Origin of the sequence: Yimella sp. NH-Cas1, assembly GCF_022359705.1 — a bacterium.
Classification (GTDB): Bacteria; Actinomycetota; Actinomycetes; order Actinomycetales; family Dermatophilaceae; genus Yimella; species Yimella lutea.
In genome coordinates this window covers 2,014,088-2,031,646 of the sequence record NZ_JAKSGG010000003.1, presented here as the reverse complement: position 1 = coordinate 2,031,646, position 17,559 = coordinate 2,014,088, and the positions used below count along the sequence as shown (strand labels likewise).

Genomic DNA, 17,559 nt, shown 5'->3' with positions numbered 1-17,559 from the left:
TTCCGTCCTTGGACGGAACCGGCGTTTCGCGTTTCACCCCCATCCCCGAAGCACCCCGAGAGCACCTGAAGCTAGGACGCACATGCTGGATTCCGCCGCGGCGATCGTCGCCGAGCACGCCGAACTCGAACGTCGCATGACCGATCCCGAGGTGCTCGCCGACCCGGCGTTGATGCGCAAGGTCAACAAGCGGTACGCCGCCCTCGGGCCGACCGTCGCCGCCGTCAATGCATGGCAGGCCGCGCAGGACGACCTGGAGACGGCCCAGGAACTCGCCGCCGACGACGCCGGTTTCGCCGAGGAACTACCCGCTCTGACCCAGCAGGTCGAACGCTCGGAGGCCAAGCTGCGCACGCTGCTGCTGCCGCGCGACGAGGACGACGACCGCGATGTCATCCTCGAGGTCAAGGCCGGGGCGGGCGGCGCCGAGGCCGCGTTGTTCGCGGCCGATCTGGTGCGAATGTACCTGCGCTACGCCGAACGGGCCGGCTGGCGAGCGTCGGTCACCGACGGCACCGAGTCCGATCTCGGCGGGTACACCGACGTGCGGCTGCAGATCCAGGCGAAGGGCGTCATGGAGCCGGGTACGGCGCCGTGGGCGCGCCTGAAGTACGAGGGCGGCGTGCACCGTGTCCAGCGTGTGCCGGCCACCGAGTCGCAGGGACGCATCCACACCTCGGCCGTGGGGGTCCTGGTGATGCCCGATCTGGACGAGGGTGACGACGACGAGATCGTCTTCGGTCCGAATGACCTGAAGATCGACGTCTACCGCAGCTCCGGTCCCGGTGGTCAGTCGGTCAACACCACGGACTCCGCGGTCCGCATCACCCACCTGCCGACCGGCGTCGTCGTGTCCTGCCAGAACGAGAAATCGCAGTTGCAGAACAAGGAGTCCGCGATGCGCGTGCTCAAGGCTCGGCTGCGCCAGCTGGAACAGGAGAAGAAGGACGCCGAGGCATCCGCGGCCCGCAAGTCGCAGGTACGCAACATGGATCGTTCGGAGCGGATCCGCACCTACAACTACCCCGAGAATCGCATCGCCGACCACCGCACCGGGTACAAGTCCTACAACCTCGACTCCGTGCTCGACGGAGATCTCGCCGCGGTGATCGACTCCGCGGTCCAGGCCGACGAAGCGGCACGGATGGCCGCCGTGGCTGCGGGCAGCAGCGAGTGAGCGAACTGCGATCGATCCTGCGCGCTGCCGCAGAACGCTTGGCCGGCAGCGGAATTGCGTCGCCGAGTGCTGACGCGCACCTGCTGCTGGAGCATGCATGGGGCAAGACCGGCGAGCAACTTCGTCGAGCTGCACTGATGGGCGACGTACTCCCCGGCGAGGTGGCGACTCGCTACGAAGCGCTCGTCGACGAAAGGGCGGCGCGTGTGCCCTTGCAACACCTCACCGGTCGAGCTCATTTCCGACACCTCGAACTCCGTGTCGGGCCAGGGGTTTTCGTGCCGCGTCCGGAGACGGAGCTCATCGTCGACCTCGGACTGGCCCACGCGCCGCACGGCGGAGTTCTGGTCGACCTGTGCACCGGCGCCGCGCCGATCCCGCTCGCGGTCAAGCAGGAACGCCCCGACCTGTCGGTGCACGGGATCGAACTCTCCCAGCACGCGTACGCATGGGCCGCCGCGAACCGGGACCGGCTCGCGCTCGATGTGGAGATCGTGAACGGCCCTGCCCAACAAGCCTTTCCGGACCTGCTCGGCCAGGTGGACGTCGTGCTCAGCAACCCGCCGTACATCCCGGTGGGGATGGTGCCGATCGATCCCGAAGTGCGTGATCACGACCCAGAGATCGCACTGTACGGCGGCAGCCACGACGGGCTGCGCATCCCCTTGGAAGTGGCGGATCGCGCCTTCGATCTGTTGCGTCCCGGTGGCGTCCTGATCATGGAACACGCGGAGACACAGGGTGACTCGCTGCCAGGGGCGCTACGTCGCAGAGGCTGGGTCGAGACAAGGGACGAGGCCGACCTCACCGGTCGGCCCCGTTTCGCGATGGCCCGTCGGCCCGCGTGAACCTCAGCGACCGTCCAGCGGACGGTCGGTCACCACGTCGCGCTCGACGACGGTGGTCTTGCGGCGACGGGTCGCCGGCAGTGACAGCAGCGCCGGCAGCACGCCGGCGACCAACAGGATCCATCCGAGGGTCTCGGGTGCGACGTTGTTGGCGATGCTGTCCGGCAGCGCAACCGCGCCGGTGATGAGAATGACGCCGGCGACGGCGACGATGACGCCGAGAACGATCGGGCGGCGTCAGTCGCCGATGGGGACGATCTGTGCTCCCGTGAGATCGGCGACGATGTCGCTCGCCTGATTCGGGGTGAGGATCGCGCCCTTCAGCGCACGCAGCCGGTCGAGATCGCACTCACCGAGGCGAGCGCCCCGAAGGTCGGCGTCGCTCAGGTTCGCTGCGTGCAGATCGGCCTCGGTGAGGTCGCACTCGTCGAACACGGACGCGTGCAGATCCGCGCTGCGCAGGACAGCCTCGGTGAACCGGCAGCCGGTGAGGTCGGCGTTGGCCATAACGGCACCGATGAGGTTGGCGGCGAAGAGGTTGGAGCGGCGGATCTCGAACCCCAGCCCACGCGTGCGTTCCATCGAGACACCGGTCATCCGGCAACCCGTGAAGATCACCCCACCCAGCGCAGCCCCGTCCAACAACGCGCCGTCGAGCGCGCACTCGTCGAACGTGACCTCGGTCAGATCGAGGTCGCGCAGGTTGGCACCGCTCAGGTCGCAACGCACCAGCGCAACCGGCTCACGAGCTTGGTCCAGGATCCGTTCGAGCTCGGTGCGATCCAGCGGGCGGTCGGCGATCTCCATGGTGCAACCTTCCCATCTCACCCCGACAGACAAATGGGTTGCATCGGAGGATGGTGGCAACCAGGCTGGCAATCATGGAGATTCGCGAACTGAACACCGACGATCGTGCCGAGATCCGCGCGTGGCACGACGTGCTGTTCGAGGGTTACACCGGCGGTCGTCCACCGGTCTGGTGGTCGGGGATCCACGAGGCGTTCTACAGGTTCGAGAACCCGTCCACGTACTCCGACCGGATCGCGTTGGTCGGGCTGGTCGACGGCGAGATCGTCGCTGCTGCGGACGCCACACTCCCGAACCGGGAGAACACCGACTCCGCGTCCATCGAGCTGGCCGTACAGGGCGACCGCACCGGCCGTGGGCACGGGCGAGCGCTCGCGGAGGAGCTGCGGAACCGGTTGGTCGAGCGCGGTCGGACGACGGTCGACACCGAGGTGTACGGACTGCCCGGGCAGGACTTCTCCGAGACTCGCGGCGGCCGGTTCGCCGCGGCGCACGGACTCGAGGTCGCGAACGTCGAGACCAGATACCTGCTCGAACTCCCGGTCGCCTCGATGGACGCTCCGCTCGACGCACCGCTCGACACGGACATCGAGATCGTGGGGTGGGTCGGTCCGTGTCCGCTGCAGTACGAGGCGCAGTTGCTCCTGCTGCAGCAGCAGATGGAGCAGGATGTGCCGCGCGGCGAGCTCAGTCGCCGACCACTCGACCTCGACCTCGAACGGCAACGTGACAGTCAGCGGCGTTTGGCCGAGCGCGGTTGGACATCGGTCACCGCGCTCGCGATGGTGAACGGCGAATCGGTCGGTTACACAGAGGTATTGGTGCAGGACTGGGATCGAGTCATGGTGCAGGAGGACACGCTCGTCCTGCCCGCACACCGCGGACGAAGGATCGGGCAGGCGCTCAAGGCCGACAACCTGCGCCGACTCGACGGGGTACGCGACGGTCGCACGATGCTGCAGACCTTCATCGCCGACTCCAACGTGGCGATGCGCGCCACCAACGCGAAGTTCGGTTTCGAAGCGGCCGACGTGCTGTACGAGTGCGAAGGACGGATCTGAGCGTTACCGCCGGGTTGCGGCCACGGTGTGAGCCGTGACTCACCCGGGGCCTACGATCGCAGTCATGCCGGGAACCTTCGACGTCACACAGTGCTGCGACGACGAACGTGCCTGGGTCTCCTGGGCGATCCGTCAGGTGGAGGCCGATGCCAACCGTTCCGCGGACACCCACCTCATCCCGTTGCACATGCCCCACGGGTTCGGTGTCGACATCTACCTCAAGGACGAGTCGACCCACCCCACCGGAAGCCTCAAGCATCGTCTGGCCCGCAGCCTGTTCATGTACGCCTTGTGCAACGGCTGGATCCGTCAGGGGTCCGTGGTGGTCGAGGCGAGCAGCGGGTCGACCGCGGTCAGTGAGGCGTACTTCGCCCGTCTGCTCGGTCTGCCGTTCATCGCGGTGATGCCGCGCATGACCAGTCGGCGCAAAATCGAACTCATCGAGCGGTACGGCGGCACCTGCGACTTCGTCGACACCGGTGCGCAGGTGTACGAGCGCGCTCAGCAGATCGCCGACGAGACCGGCGGTCACTATCTGGATCAGTTCACGTACGCCGAGCGAGCCACCGACTGGCGGGGCAACAACAACATCGCCGAGTCGATCTTCGACCAGATGGAGCGCGAGCCCCATCCCGTCCCCAGTTGGATCGTGGTCGGTGCCGGCACCGGCGGCACGAGCGCGACGATCGGTCGCTACCTGCGCTACCAGGGGCACGACACCAAGCTGTGCGTCGTCGACCCCGAGAACTCCGTCTTCTTCGACGGTTGGGTCGACCACGACGCAGACCGCACGATCTGCGGCGGGTCACGCATCGAGGGCATCGGACGCCCGCGCACCGAACCGTCGTTCGCGCCGGGCGTGGTCGACCGGATGATCAAGGTGCCGGACGCTGCGTCCATCGCGGCCGTGCACCTGTTGCGTGAGCACACCGGACTGTTCGCCGGCGGTTCGACGGGCACCAACCTCGTCGGCACGCTGCGACTGGCCTGCGAGATGCAGGCGCGCGGGGAGAGGGGCAGCATCGTCACCCTGCTGTGTGACGGCGGCGGTCGCTACGAACAGACCTACTACGACTCGACCTGGTTGCGGGACAACGGGATCGACATGGATGCCTACCGGGAGAAGCTCATCGGTGCGTTCCGTCGCGGGGAGTGGGCAGACCTGGATGCGGTCGTCGCCGCAGATGCGGGAGACTCGTCCGGAACGAGTCCGACCCCGTCAAGGAGTGTGCAGTGAGTCCGGTCTTCGACCTCGCCACCGAGCAAGGCCGCAGCGAAGGTATCGCGGCAGCCGTCGAGGCGGCCCGCATGGGCCAGTGCGTCGTGCTGCCGACCGACACCGTCTACGGCATCGGCACGGACGCGTTCAGTGCGTCCGGCGTCGACGCGTTGCTGAACGCCAAGGGACGCGGACGCGAGATGCCTCCGCCGGTGCTGATCGCCGACCCGGCCGCGGTCGACGGCCTCGCCACCGCCGTCCCGTCGTACGCACGCCGGCTGATCGAAGCCTTCTGGCCCGGCGGACTCACGCTCGTCTTGCGTGCCCAGCCGTCCCTCGCCTGGGACCTCGGTGACACCAACGGCACTGTGGCACTTCGAATCCCGGACGACGAGTTCGCCAAGGAACTTCTTTCGCAGGTAGGGCCGATGGCCGTCAGCTCCGCCAATCGCACCGGTCAGCCGACGATCACCACCATCACCGAGGCCGGGTTCGCGTTCGGCCCGTCCGTCGAGGTCTACCTGGACGCGGGCATGCGCGAGGGCGGCACACCGTCGACGATTCTCGACTGCACCAAGGCCGACCCCGAGTTGCTGCGCGAAGGAGCGATCAGCGCGGAGCAGTTGCGCGAGGTGCTCGGTTCGGTCGAGCTGGTCGACCCGAACGCCGGCTTCAGCGAGGAGCCCGACCCGTCGGTCGATCCCGAGACCGGCGAGCGCATGCCGGAGCACACCGACGACCGTCCGGTCGACCTCGCCAAGCACGACGACGACGCAGAACGTGAGCAACCCGAAGATCTCCGAGAACTCCCTGACGACCGTCCGCAAGACCCGACCACGAGGTGAATACACAGATGACCACGCCCTTCTACGGCTCCGACTACGACTCGCTCGAACAGTTCGACCCCGAGATCGCCGACGTGCTGGTGGCCGAGGTCGACCGCATCCGCAGCGGCCTGCAGTTGATCGCCAGTGAGAACCTCTCCAGCCCGGCCGTCATCACGGCGCTGGGATCGACGCTCACCAACAAGTACGCCGAGGGATACCCCGGACGTCGCTACTACGGTGGCTGCTCGGTGGTCGACCGCGCCGAGAACCTCGCGATCGAGCGTGCCAAGGAGCTGTTCGGGGCCGAGCACGCGAACGTGCAGCCGCACTCCGGTGCGAGCGCCAACCAGGCCGTCTACGGGGCGTTCATGCAGCCGGGCGACACGATCCTGGGTATGGCGCTGCCGATGGGTGGCCACCTGACCCACGGCACCAAGGTCAGCTTCTCCGGCAAGTGGTTCAACGCCGTCCACTACGGCGTCGACAAGGAGACCGAGGACATCGACTACGCCGAGGTCGAGCGCCTCGCCATGGAACACAAGCCGAAGGTCATCCTGGCCGGCGGCTCCGCGATCCCGCGGTTGATCGACTTCGAGTTCTTCCGGGGACTCGCCGATGAGATCGGTGCGATCTTCTGGGTCGACGCCGCGCACTTCATCGGACTGGTCGCCGGTAAGGCGATCCCGAGCCCGGTGCCCTACGCCGACGTCGTCACCTTCACCACGCACAAGGTGCTGCGTGGGCCGCGCTCCGGTGCGCTGGTCTGCAAGGAGGAGCACGCGAAGGCACTCGACAAGGCCGTGTTCCCGATGATGCAGGGCGGCCCGCAGATGCACACGATCGCGGCGAAGGCGGTCAACTTCAAGGAGTGCGCGACCCCGGAGTACGCGCAGTACGCGAAGGACGTCATCGCCAACGCCCAGCAACTGGCGACCTCGTTGGGGGAGAAGGGCATTCGCCCGACCACCGGGGGCACCGACACCCACCTGTCGCTGCACGACCTGCAGGGTGTGGGCGTCACCGGAGCCGACGCCGAGAAGCGTGCCGACGCAGCCGGCATCGTGCTCAACAAGAACGCGATCCCGTTCGACCCGCAGAAGCCGAACATCGCGTCCGGCATCCGCGTCGGCACGCCGTCGGTCACCACGCAGGGCATGGGTGTGGAGGAGATGAAGGTCATCGCCGAGCTCATCCACAAGGCGATCACCGAGGGCGACGGCAACCCCGAGAGCGCGATCTCCGAAGAGGTGCGCGGCGGCGTCGAGGACCTCTGCAAGCGATTCCCGGCTTACCCTCGTAGCTGAGCATTTCGGGCAGCCCCGCCGGTCGTGCGGGGCTGTCTGCACGACGACCGAGAGAAGTTCGCTGACCGACCGTGCGTGAATATCTGCTGATCTGTGTGGTCGCCGCGGCCATCACGTTCCTGGCGACCCCGGCGATCCGGTGGGCGGCAGTTCGTTTCGGTGCGGTCACCCCGGTGCGGGGCCGCGACGTGCACTCGATCCCGGTGCCCAGGCTGGGCGGTGTGGCCATGCTCGTCGGCTTCCTCGCCGCGGCCGCGGTTGCGTCCCAGTTGCCATATCTGTCAGGGCTTTACGATGAAGGCGAACTGTTCGGCGTGCTCCTCGGCGCGGTGCTCATCACCGCGCTCGGGGCGGTCGATGACTTCATCGAGATCGACGCGATCACCAAGTTCGCCGGGCAGATGATCGCCGCGGGGGTGATGGCGTTCGCCGGCATCCAGCTCTATCTCGTGCCGTACGGCGGCGCGCAGACGATCCTGCCGCAGCCGGTGATGCTCGCCCTCACGATCTTCGTGGTCATCGCGACGACGAACGCGGTGAACTTCGCCGACGGCCTGGACGGACTCGCTGCAGGGATGGTCGCGATCGCGGCAGCCGCCTTCTTCATCTGGGCCTATTCATCCCTGCCGCCGGAACTCAATGTGGAGTCGGTGTTCTCCACCTCGGCGTTCCTGTCGGCGGCCGTGGTCGGGTGCTGCCTGGGCTTCCTGCCGCACAACTTCCACCCGGCGAAGCTGTTCATGGGTGACGCGGGCGCGCTGTTGCTGGGTCTGCTGCTCGCGGCCGCCACGATCTCCTTCACCGGCAATTTCGACCCGAGCATCGCGCCGCAGCGCAGTTCGGCACTGGTGGCCTTCTGGCTACCGATCGCGTTGCCGTTGTCGATCCTCGCGGTGCCGATCCTGGACGTCCTGCTCGCCATCCGCCGCCGCGGGTTGAAGTTCTGGAAGCCGGACGCCAAGCACCTGCACCACAAGATGCTCGGCATCGGTCACCCACACCGGCAGGCAGTGCTGCTGTTCTACGCGTGGTCGATGGTGGTGAGCGGGGGAGCGTTGCTGTTCGCGTTCGTGCGGGCCGAGTACGCCGCAGTGTTCCTGGTCGTCGGCCTGCTCGTGTGCCTGGCGCTCACCCTGGGGCTGCCGAAATTGGGCCGTAGGAGGTCCTTGTGATAACTTTCACAAGCACCTGGACCACCCGATGCGATGCCGCCTACCCGGCGACGATTCCGCGGCACGCCAGAGTTTCTGACCCCCGCCACCACCAGTTCTGAGGGCCGAGCAATGACCGCGAAGCGAGTGCGCGCTGCGAACAGCAGCCCCGCGTCCGCAGACCGTTCTGCCGTCCCGATGATGTTCCGCGGGGGAGTCCTCGCAGCTGCCGCCCTGCTCCCTTTCGCAGCCGTGGTCGGCTACCTCGCGCGAGGCGTCGAGGGCCTGCTCGGAGCGAGCGCGGGTGTCGCCGTCAGCGCATTGATCTTCCTCATGGGTTACGTCGGCATCCGCTGGGTGCTGGAGTCACTGCACCCGAACTCCTCGATGGCCGGCGCGCTCGGCATCTACTGCCTCCAGGTCAGCCTGATGTTCCCCGCGCTGCTGTTCCTGACCAACGTGCCTGCACTCGACTCGCGCAGCGTGGCGCTCGGCGCTCTCGTGGCCGCGCTGGTCTGGCTCGGGGGACAACTGTGGGGCTTCATGCGCTCGCGCACACCGATGTTCGATGTCGCGCTTCCGGGAGCGAGCCGATGAGTTCCTCCCGTATCACACGTCCGACCCATGCGAAATCCGATCAGCTCGCGTCCAACGTCACCGCGATCCTGATTTCCGGGCCGTTGCTCTATACCGCCCTGGGATGGTTCGCCGACCGCTGGCTCGACACGAAGCCGTGGTTGACGCTGCTCGGACTGCTGCTGGGGATGGCCCTGTCGATGTACCTGGTGTGGATCCGATACGGTAACCCCGGTAACAGTCCGGGTGACGCCGACAGCTCCGCAGCCCCCAAGACCCCTGAAGGTGACGCGTGATGCATCGGCCGACGGTTGTGCCCCGAAATCTTCTTGAGCCCCTGACCACCACCGTGAACGAGGAGAACGCGTGAGCCTCACCGCGCTGAGCGTGCCGACAGCTGTGTCGGCCGAAGGCGGATTCCCCCCGAAGCCCGAGGACTTCTGGCAGCCGCTGGTCAAGTTCGGCACCGTCGACCTGGGCGGATACGAGTTCACCCTCGCCATCACCCGTCCGATGATCGTGATGCTGGTGGCGACCGCACTGCTGCTCTGGTGGCTGCTGGCCACCACCCGTAAGGCGTCCGTCGTCCCGGGCAAGGGGCAGTACCTGACCGAGCAGGTCTACCACGCGATCCGCGGCGGGGTCGCCGAGGACTCGATCGGCTCCAAGGACTTCATGCGGTTCGTCCCGCTGCTGTTCAGCCTGTTCGTCTTCATCCTGCTGAACAACTGGATGGGCATCATCCCGCCGTTCCAGAACCCCACGATGGCCCGCGTCGGCTTCCCGATCGCGCTGACGCTGTTCGTCTACGTCGTCTACCACTACGTCGGCATCAAGAAGCACGGCGGATTCGGCAAGTACATCAAGTGGATGATCCCGCCGGGCGTTCCGGGCTGGCTGCTTCCGCTGATCGTGCCGCTGGAGCTGCTCACGTTCTTCATCACCCGCCCGGTGACGCTCTCCCTGCGTCTGTTCGGCAACATGTTCGCCGGGCACATGCTGCTCGTGGTGTTCATCCTCGGCGGCTGGGAACTGTTCAACCAGGATGCGATCGGGCTGAAGTTCGTCGCGATCCCCGCCTGGATCATGGCAGCGATCATGACCGCGTTCGAGGCCCTGGTGCAGTTCCTGCAGGCGTACGTCTTCGTCCTTCTGGCCGCCTCGTACATCGGTGGCGCCCTCGCGGACGACCACTGATCAACAACTGAACACAAACCCCACAATCGCCCAGAGCGAACAGTTCGTTCTGGTCCATCCCACACAATGTGAGAGGCACTACCCAAAATGACTGGTGAACTCAGCGGAAACCTCAGCACCATCGGCTACGGCCTGGCCGCCATCGGCCCGGCGATCGCCATCGGTCTGATCTTCGCCGCCTACATCTCCGGCGTTGCCCGTAACCCGGAGAGCGGCAACCTGCTGCGCCCGATCGCCATCCTCGGCTTCGCGCTGGCTGAGGCCCTTGCCATCTTCGGTCTGGTCCTCTTCTTCCTGTAAGACCCGCGCAGGACAGGCGGACTGATCAACGCCGCCATGTCCTGGTGATACCGAGGAGCACAACGTGATCAATTCCAGCGCAGCGGCCCAGGCCGCGGCCCTGCTGGCGGAGGGTGCAGACCCCGAGCACAGCCAGGCGCCGATCCTGCCGCACATTCCTGAGCTGGTCTTCGGCCTCATCGTCTTCGGTCTGTTCCTGTGGATCGTCAAGACGAAGGTCGTGCCGAAGCTGGAGCAGGCCCACGCCGAGCGCACCGCCGCCATCGAAGGCGGTATGGAGCAGGCGCAGGAGGCTCAGAAGCAGGCCGAGGCTGCCAAGGCGCAGTACGAAGCACAGCTGAGCCACGCCCGGGACGAGGCCGCGAAGATCCGTGAGGACGCGCGTGCCCAGGGTGCACAGATCGTCGCGGACATGCGCGAGCAGGCGAACGCCGAGGCAGCTCGCATCGTCGACTCCGCCAAGAAGCAGACCGAGGCCGACCGCCAGCAGGCAGCCGTCTCGCTGCGGTCCGACATCGGCGCGCTGTCGACGACGCTTGCCAGCAAGATCGTCGGAGAGTCGCTGGAGGACGAGGCGCGTCAGCGCGGCATCGTCGACCGGTTCCTCGCCGAGCTCGAGTCCGGTGACGTGAAGCCGACGAAGATCGGTTCCGAGGCAGGCAACTGATGCAGGGAGCCTCCCGGAGCGCACTCGCCCACGTCCGGTCCGAGCTCGGACGCCGACTCAGCGAGGGAGCGGACGCGGCCGACACGTCGCGCGAGCTCTTCGCCGCCGTCGACGTGCTGGACGGCAATGCCGGCCTGCGCCGGGCCCTCACCGACTCGACGCATGACGCGTCCAGCCGCGCCGGGCTGGTCGACACGGTGTTCGGCGGCAAGGTCGGCGACCCGGTTCTGGCTCTGCTGCGCGAGGTCTCCTCGCAGCGGTGGACCAGGGACCGAGATGCCTGCGACGCCGTCGAGGAACTCGCCGTCGCATCGGCCTTCGCCGCCGCCGACCGTCGTGGTCGGATCGACGAGGTCGAGGAGCAGCTGTTCCGCTTCGAGCGCACCGTCGCCGGTAGTGCGGACCTGCGTGACGCCTTCATGGACCGGCAGCGTGCCGGCGCCGACAAGGCCTCGCTGGTGCACGCACTGCTCGACGGCAAGGCCGAGCCGGAGACCGCGTTCCTCGCAGCCCGTGGTGCCGAGCACCCGCGCGGCCGCCGGTACGAGCGCGTGCTGGAGGACTACCTGCGCGTCGCCGCGTCGGTGCGTCAGCAGCTCACCGCGATCGTCACCGTGGCCACACCGCTCACCCCCGAGCAGCGCGACCGGTTGGCTCGTGCCCTGCACAACCTCTACGGGCGCGAGGTCATGACCAACGTCGTCGTCGACCCCGAGGTCGTCGGAGGCGTCCGCGTCCAGGTCGGTGACGAGGTCATCGACGGCACCATCCTGAGCCGACTGGAGAACGTCCGCCGCGACATGGCGGGCTGACCGCAGCTCGGTACCACCTCGAACCACCTGACAGCTTGACCCGCGGGCCACGGCCCATATGAAGGAGAAGATGATGACGGAGCTCTCCATCCGTCCGGAAGACATTCGGGCTGCTCTGGACGGTTATGTCCAGTCCTACGAGCCGGGCGCGGCTTCGCGCGACGAGGTCGGCCGCGTCACCGACGCCGCCGATGGCATCGCCCACGTCGAGGGCCTGCCGACCTGCATGACCAACGAGCTGCTGCAGTTCGAGGACGGCACGCTGGGCATCGCCCTGAACCTCGACGTCCACGAGATCGGTGTCGTCGTCCTCGGTGAGTTCGGTGGCATCGAAGAGGGCCAGGAAGTCAAGCGCACGGGCGAGGTCCTCTCGGTTCCCGTCGGTGACGCCTACCTCGGTCGCGTTGTCGACCCGATGGGCACCCCGATCGACGGCCTCGGCGAGATCAAGACCGACGAGCGTCGTGAGCTGGAGCTGCAGGCTCCCAACGTCGTCTCGCGTAAGTCGGTGCACGAGCCGCTGATGACCGGCATCAAGGCGATCGACTCGATGACCCCGATCGGCCGTGGCCAGCGCCAGCTGATCATCGGCGACCGCAAGACCGGCAAGACCGCGATCGCCACCGACACGATCATCAACCAGAAGGAGTACTGGGAGACCGGCGACCCGGAGAAGCAGGTCCGCTGCATCTACGTCGCCATCGGCCAGAAGAACTCCACCGTCGCCGAGGTGCGCACCACCCTCGAGGAGGCGGGCGCTCTGGAGTACACGACGATCGTCAACGCTCCCGCGGGTGACCCGGCCGGCTTCAAGTACCTGGCCCCGTTCACCGGTTCGGCCATCGGTCAGCACTGGATGTACCAGGGCAAGCATGTCCTCATCGTCTTCGACGACCTGACCAAGCAGGCCGACGCCTACCGCGCGATGTCGCTGCTGCTGCGCCGCCCGCCGGGCCGTGAGGCCTACCCGGGCGATGTGTTCTACCTGCACAGCCGTCTGCTCGAGCGTTGCGCGAAGCTGTCCGACGAGCTCGGTGCCGGTTCGATGACCGGTCTGCCGATCATCGAGACCAAGGGTGGCGACGTCTCGGCGTTCATTCCGACCAATGTCATCTCGATCACAGACGGTCAGATCTTCCTGCAGTCCGACCTGTTCAACTCCAACCAGCGTCCGGCCGTCGACGTCGGTATCTCCGTCTCCCGAGTCGGTGGTGCCGCGATGACCAAGGCCATGAAGGGTGTGACGGGTTCGATCAAGGTCGACCTGGCGCAGTTCCGCGAGATGCAGGCCTTCGCCATGTTCGCCTCGGACCTCGACGCCGCGTCGCGTCGTCAGCTGGCCCGTGGTGAGCGTCTGATGGCGATGTTCAAGCAGCCGCAGAACTCCCCGTACTCCCTCGAGGAGCAGGTCGCCTCCATCTGGGCCGGTACCACCGGACAGCTGGACGAGGTGCCGACCGAGGACGTCGCCCGTTTCGAGTCCGACTGGCTGGACTACCTGCGGCGCAACCACGGCGACTTCCTGTCGAGCGTCCGGGAGACCACCAAGCTCGACGACGACGGCAAGAAGACGCTCGAGAACGCCATGGCCGACTTCAAGAAGGAGTTCCGCTCCACGCCCGATCACGGCGGTGAGGGCTCGGAGCGCTTCGACGAGCTGACCGAGGACCAGATCAACCAGCAGCAGATCGTGAAGCAGAAGCGCTGACGCGCTTGCTCACGACCTACTGACGGTTCGACAGCGACAAGGAAGGAACGCCTATGGGAGCGCAGATGCGGGTCTACCGCCAGCGCATCCGGTCGGTCCAGGCCACCAAGAAGATCACGCGCGCGATGGAGCTTATCGCCGCGTCCCGCGTGGTCAAGGCCCGGCAGGCAGTCGAGCGGTCGACGCCCTACGCGACCGCCCTCACCCGCGCCGTTTCGGCTCTCGCGACTCACTCGGACGTCGAGCACGTGCTCACGACCGAGCGCGAGCAGCCCAAGCGCGCGGCCGTGCTGATCCTCACCAGCGACCGCGGTCTGGCCGGGTCGTACTCGGTCAACGCGATCAAGCGCAGCCAGGAGCTCATCGAGCACCTGCGCGGCGAGGGCATGGAGGTCGTGCCCTTCCTGGTCGGTCGCAAGGCGGTGAGCTACTACAAGTTCCGCCGGCGTGAATTCGCTGCGGAGTGGAGCGGCTTCACCGACAGCCCGACCCCGGACGTGGCCCGCGAGATCGGTCAGCGCCTGACCGAGGAGTTCGTCAAGGGTTCCGAGGACGGCGGCGTCGATGAGGTGCACGTGGTCTACACCCGCTTCAAGAGCATGGTGGTCCAGGAACCGTTGGCGCTTCGCCTGCTGCCGTTGGAGGTCGTCGAGGGCGAGGTCGACGCCGACGCAGACGGTAAGCCCGACGACCTGCTGCCGCTGTACGAGTTCGAGCCGGACGCGTCCGGCGTGCTGGATGCGCTCCTGCCGAAGTATGTGGAGTCGCGGATCTTCAACGCGATGTTGCAGGCGGCTGCGTCCGAGCTGGCCGCGCGTCAGCGCGCGATGAAGTCGGCCACGGACAACGCCGAGGAACTCATCAAGACCTACACCCGACTGGCCAACCAGGCACGTCAGGCCGAAATCACCCAAGAGATCAGCGAGATCGTTGGTGGCGCCAGCGCACTCGCCGACGCCAGCTGATGACGAGAAGGAAAAATCAATGAGCACCATTACTACCGAGCACGAGGCCGACCAGGCCCAGCAGCCCGGCGGTGTCGGTCGCATCTCGCGTGTGATCGGCCCGGTCGTCGACGTGGAGTTCAGCGTCGACTCGATGCCCGAGATCTACGCCCTGCTCACGACCCAGGTCGAGCTCGGCGGAGAGACCAAGAACGTCAACCTCGAGGTCGCCCAGCACATCGGCGACAACATGGTTCGTGCGATCTCGCTCCAGCCGACCGACGGCCTCGTCCGCGGTTCGCAGGTGCAGGACACCGGCGGCCCTATCTCGGTTCCGGTCGGTGACGTCACCCTCGGCAAGGTCTTCAACGCCACCGGTGACTGCCTGAACCTCGAAGAGGGCGAAACCCTTGAGGTCAACGAGCGTTGGGGCATCCACCGCAAGGCTCCGGCCTTCGACCAGCTCGAGTCCAAGACCCAGATGTTCCAGACGGGTATCAAGGTCATCGACCTGCTCACCCCGTACGTGCAGGGTGGAAAGATCGGTCTGTTCGGTGGTGCCGGTGTCGGCAAGACCGTTCTGATCCAGGAAATGATCGCCCGTGTGGCCCGTGATCACGGTGGTGTGTCGGTGTTCGCCGGTGTCGGTGAGCGCACCCGTGAGGGTAACGACCTGATGGTCGAGATGGAGGAGGCCGGCGTTCTCGGTCAGACCGCCCTCGTCTTCGGTCAGATGGACGAGCCGCCGGGCACGCGTCTGCGCGTCGCCCTGTCGGCTCTGACCATGGCGGAGTACTTCCGCGATGTGCAGAAGCAGGACGTGCTGCTGTTCATCGACAACATCTTCCGCTTCACCCAGGCCGGTTCCGAGGTCTCCACGCTGCTGGGCCGCATGCCCTCCGCCGTGGGTTACCAGCCGACCCTGGCCGACGAGATGGGTGTGCTCCAGGAGCGCATCACCTCGACGCGTGGTCACTCGATCACCTCGATGCAGGCGATCTACGTGCCGGCCGACGACTACACCGACCCGGCACCGGCGACCACCTTCGCCCACCTCGATGCGACCACCGAGCTCTCGCGTGACATCGCCTCGATGGGTATCTACCCGGCCGTGGATCCGCTGACCTCGACGTCGCGCATCCTCGACCCGCGGTACATCTCGGCGGAGCACTACAACACCGCCGTCCGGATCAAGGGAATCCTGCAGCGCAACAAGGAGCTTCAGGACATCATCGCGATCCTCGGTATCGACGAGCTCTCCGAAGAGGACAAGATCCTCGTCAACCGGGCCCGTCGTATCCAGCGCTTCCTGTCGCAGAACACCTACGTCGCCAAGCAGTTCACCGGCATCGAGGGTTCGACGGTTCCGCTGGAGGACACCATCGAGGCGTTCACCAAGATCGCCGACGGCGACTACGACCACCTCCCGGAGCAGGCATTCTTCATGTGCGGTGGCCTGGACGACGTCGAGAAGAAGGCCAAGGAACTGGAGGGCTGAGTCCTCACAGTTTCGCGAAGCACGCGGCTCCCACCTCGGTGGGGCCGCGTTCTTCGTTCTCGCCGGCGGGGCCGGGGACATCCGCGTCATCCGGGAGCCGCGCTCGGCTCTAGACTGACTGCTCGTGAATGGACTCGGCTGGACGCTGCACGGTGACGGACGCTCGATCGATCCGGGGCAGGTGGTGGCGCCGGACGAGCGGCTGAGTTGGCCACTCACGATCGGTATCGGCGCACAGCACGTCGTCGCGATGTTCGGTGCGACCTTCCTGGTGCCGCTGATCACCGGTTTCCCGCCCGCCACGACCCTGCTGTTCTCGGGTCTCGGCACGATGCTCTTCCTGCTGCTCACCGCCGGCCGGGTGCCGAGTTACCTGGGCTCGTCGTTCGCGTTCATCGCTCCGATCCAGGCGTCCATGACCAGCCACGGAATGGGCGCGGCGCTGGGCGGAGTGGTGGTCACCGGCCTGTTGCTGTTCGGTGTCGGACTGCTGGTGCAGACGGTCGGTGCCGGCTGGCTGCGTGTGCTGATGCCGCCGGCAGTGACCGGAGCGATCGTCGCGCTCATCGGACTCAACCTCGCCGGGCCCGCCAAGAACAACTTCCTGGTCTCCCCGGTCAGCGCGTTGGTCACGCTGTTGGTCATCGCGATCGTCACGGTCGTCGGCCCCGGGCTGATCGGGCGCCTCGGCATCCTGATCGGCGTCATCGCCGGTTACCTCACCGCAACCGCTCGTGGCGAGGTCGACTTCACCAAGGTCCAGAACGCGTCCTGGCTCGGCCTACCGCCCTTCCACGCTCCGTCGTTCCAGCTGTCCGCGATCCTGCTCTTCCTGCCGGTCGTCCTGGTGTTGGTCGCCGAGAACATCGGCCACGTGAAGTCGGTGGCGCAGATGACCGGGCGTGACCTGGACCACGTGTCGGGCCGCGCCTTGATGGCCGACGGTCTCGCCACCACGCTCGCCGGATCCGCGGGTGGATCGGGCACGACCACGTACGCGGAGAACATCGGTGTCATGGCGGCCACCAAGGTCTACTCCACCGCGGCCTACTGGGTCGCGGCCTGCTTCGCGGTGTTGCTGAGCTTCTGCCCGAAGTTCGGTGAGGCGATCGCCACCGTTCCGACGGGTGTGCTCGGCGGGGCGGGGGTGATGCTGTACGGCATGATCGGCCTGCTCGGTGCACGGATCTGGATCGAGAACGACGTCGACTTCGGCAACCCGATCAACCTCATGCCGGCGGCCGCCGGACTGATCATCGCGATCGCGGACCTGCAGTGGAAAATCGGCAACCAGACCTTCACCGGCATTGCGCTGGGCACGGTCACGGTGCTGCTCGGCTACCACCTGATGAACGTGCTCAACCGCGTCTCCGGCAATCTGCCCGACCCCGAGAGTCGACGTTCGGACTTGCTGGACGCCGAGCACAGGACCCCGGAGGCCTGACCGACCAGTTGCTCGCCCC

Annotated in this window: 18 protein-coding genes; 17 read left to right on the top strand and 1 reads right to left on the bottom strand. The window is 66.7% G+C overall.

Features of this window, described 5'->3' with window-relative positions:
* The first annotated feature begins 82 nt into the window (after positions 1-82).
* Positions 83-1,177: a peptide chain release factor 1 gene (gene prfA, locus MF407_RS10070; RefSeq protein WP_239702198.1), complete on the top strand. Its 1,095-nt coding sequence runs from the start codon at positions 83-85 to the stop codon at positions 1,175-1,177.
* Positions 1,174-2,025, top strand: a complete 852-nt coding sequence (gene prmC / locus MF407_RS10065) for a peptide chain release factor N(5)-glutamine methyltransferase (RefSeq protein ID WP_239702197.1) — start codon at positions 1,174-1,176, stop codon at positions 2,023-2,025. The genes prfA and prmC overlap by 4 nt, the downstream gene beginning before the upstream one ends.
* A gap of 237 nt (positions 2,026-2,262) precedes the next feature.
* Here prmC and MF407_RS10060 read toward each other — a convergent pair whose 3' ends face one another.
* On the bottom strand, positions 2,263-2,832 hold the full coding sequence (locus tag MF407_RS10060; RefSeq protein ID WP_239702196.1) for a pentapeptide repeat-containing protein: 570 nt from the start codon (positions 2,830-2,832) through the stop codon (positions 2,263-2,265).
* A 74-nt stretch (positions 2,833-2,906) separates the two neighbouring features.
* Here MF407_RS10060 and MF407_RS10055 point away from each other — a divergent pair, with 74 nt between their 5' ends.
* From MF407_RS10055 to MF407_RS09985, 15 genes are all read left to right on the top strand, one after another.
* Positions 2,907-3,893: a GNAT family N-acetyltransferase gene (locus MF407_RS10055; protein ID WP_239702195.1), complete on the top strand. Its 987-nt coding sequence runs from the start codon at positions 2,907-2,909 to the stop codon at positions 3,891-3,893.
* Between the two features lie 64 nt (positions 3,894-3,957).
* Positions 3,958-5,130, top strand: a complete 1,173-nt coding sequence (locus MF407_RS10050; RefSeq protein ID WP_275578225.1) for a PLP-dependent cysteine synthase family protein — start codon at positions 3,958-3,960, stop codon at positions 5,128-5,130.
* Complete coding sequence (locus MF407_RS10045) at positions 5,127-5,957, top strand: L-threonylcarbamoyladenylate synthase (RefSeq protein WP_239702194.1); 831 nt, start codon at positions 5,127-5,129, stop codon at positions 5,955-5,957. The genes MF407_RS10050 and MF407_RS10045 overlap by 4 nt, the downstream gene beginning before the upstream one ends.
* Positions 5,958-5,965: 8 nt before the next feature.
* Entirely contained in the window at positions 5,966-7,243 is a 1,278-nt protein-coding gene (gene glyA, locus MF407_RS10040) for a serine hydroxymethyltransferase (RefSeq protein WP_129624778.1), read from the top strand.
* 71 nt (positions 7,244-7,314) lie between these two features.
* Positions 7,315-8,415, top strand: a complete 1,101-nt coding sequence (locus tag MF407_RS10035; RefSeq protein WP_239702193.1) for an MraY family glycosyltransferase — start codon at positions 7,315-7,317, stop codon at positions 8,413-8,415.
* A 111-nt stretch (positions 8,416-8,526) separates the two neighbouring features.
* Positions 8,527-8,991, top strand: a complete 465-nt coding sequence (locus MF407_RS10030) for a hypothetical protein (RefSeq protein ID WP_129624780.1) — start codon at positions 8,527-8,529, stop codon at positions 8,989-8,991.
* Complete coding sequence (locus MF407_RS10025) at positions 8,988-9,266, top strand: AtpZ/AtpI family protein (protein WP_239702192.1); 279 nt, start codon at positions 8,988-8,990, stop codon at positions 9,264-9,266. The genes MF407_RS10030 and MF407_RS10025 overlap by 4 nt, the downstream gene beginning before the upstream one ends.
* 70 nt (positions 9,267-9,336) lie before the next feature.
* The gene (gene atpB / locus MF407_RS10020; RefSeq protein WP_129624782.1) at positions 9,337-10,167 is read left to right on the top strand and encodes a F0F1 ATP synthase subunit A; all 831 of its coding nucleotides are present in this window, start codon (positions 9,337-9,339) and stop codon (positions 10,165-10,167) included.
* An 87-nt stretch (positions 10,168-10,254) separates the two neighbouring features.
* Positions 10,255-10,467 (top strand): ATP synthase F0 subunit C, encoded by a 213-nt coding sequence (locus MF407_RS10015; RefSeq protein ID WP_115923601.1) that lies wholly within the window; start codon positions 10,255-10,257, stop codon positions 10,465-10,467.
* 100 nt (positions 10,468-10,567) lie between these two features.
* Positions 10,568-11,134: a F0F1 ATP synthase subunit B gene (locus tag MF407_RS10010; RefSeq protein WP_129624960.1), complete on the top strand. Its 567-nt coding sequence runs from the start codon at positions 10,568-10,570 to the stop codon at positions 11,132-11,134.
* On the top strand, positions 11,134-11,946 hold the full coding sequence (locus MF407_RS10005; protein WP_239702191.1) for a F0F1 ATP synthase subunit delta: 813 nt from the start codon (positions 11,134-11,136) through the stop codon (positions 11,944-11,946). The genes MF407_RS10010 and MF407_RS10005 overlap by 1 nt, the downstream gene beginning before the upstream one ends.
* A 73-nt stretch (positions 11,947-12,019) precedes the next feature.
* Positions 12,020-13,654, top strand: a complete 1,635-nt coding sequence (gene atpA / locus MF407_RS10000; protein ID WP_129624784.1) for a F0F1 ATP synthase subunit alpha — start codon at positions 12,020-12,022, stop codon at positions 13,652-13,654.
* A gap of 53 nt (positions 13,655-13,707) precedes the next feature.
* On the top strand, positions 13,708-14,619 hold the full coding sequence (locus tag MF407_RS09995) for a F0F1 ATP synthase subunit gamma (RefSeq protein WP_239702190.1): 912 nt from the start codon (positions 13,708-13,710) through the stop codon (positions 14,617-14,619).
* Positions 14,620-14,638: 19 nt separating this feature from the next.
* A complete protein-coding gene (gene atpD / locus MF407_RS09990) occupies positions 14,639-16,096 on the top strand; it encodes a F0F1 ATP synthase subunit beta (protein ID WP_129624786.1) in 1,458 nt (485 codons plus the stop codon).
* 118 nt (positions 16,097-16,214) lie between these two features.
* Entirely contained in the window at positions 16,215-17,540 is a 1,326-nt protein-coding gene (locus tag MF407_RS09985; protein WP_239702897.1) for a solute carrier family 23 protein, read from the top strand.
* Positions 17,541-17,559 lie beyond the last annotated feature (19 nt).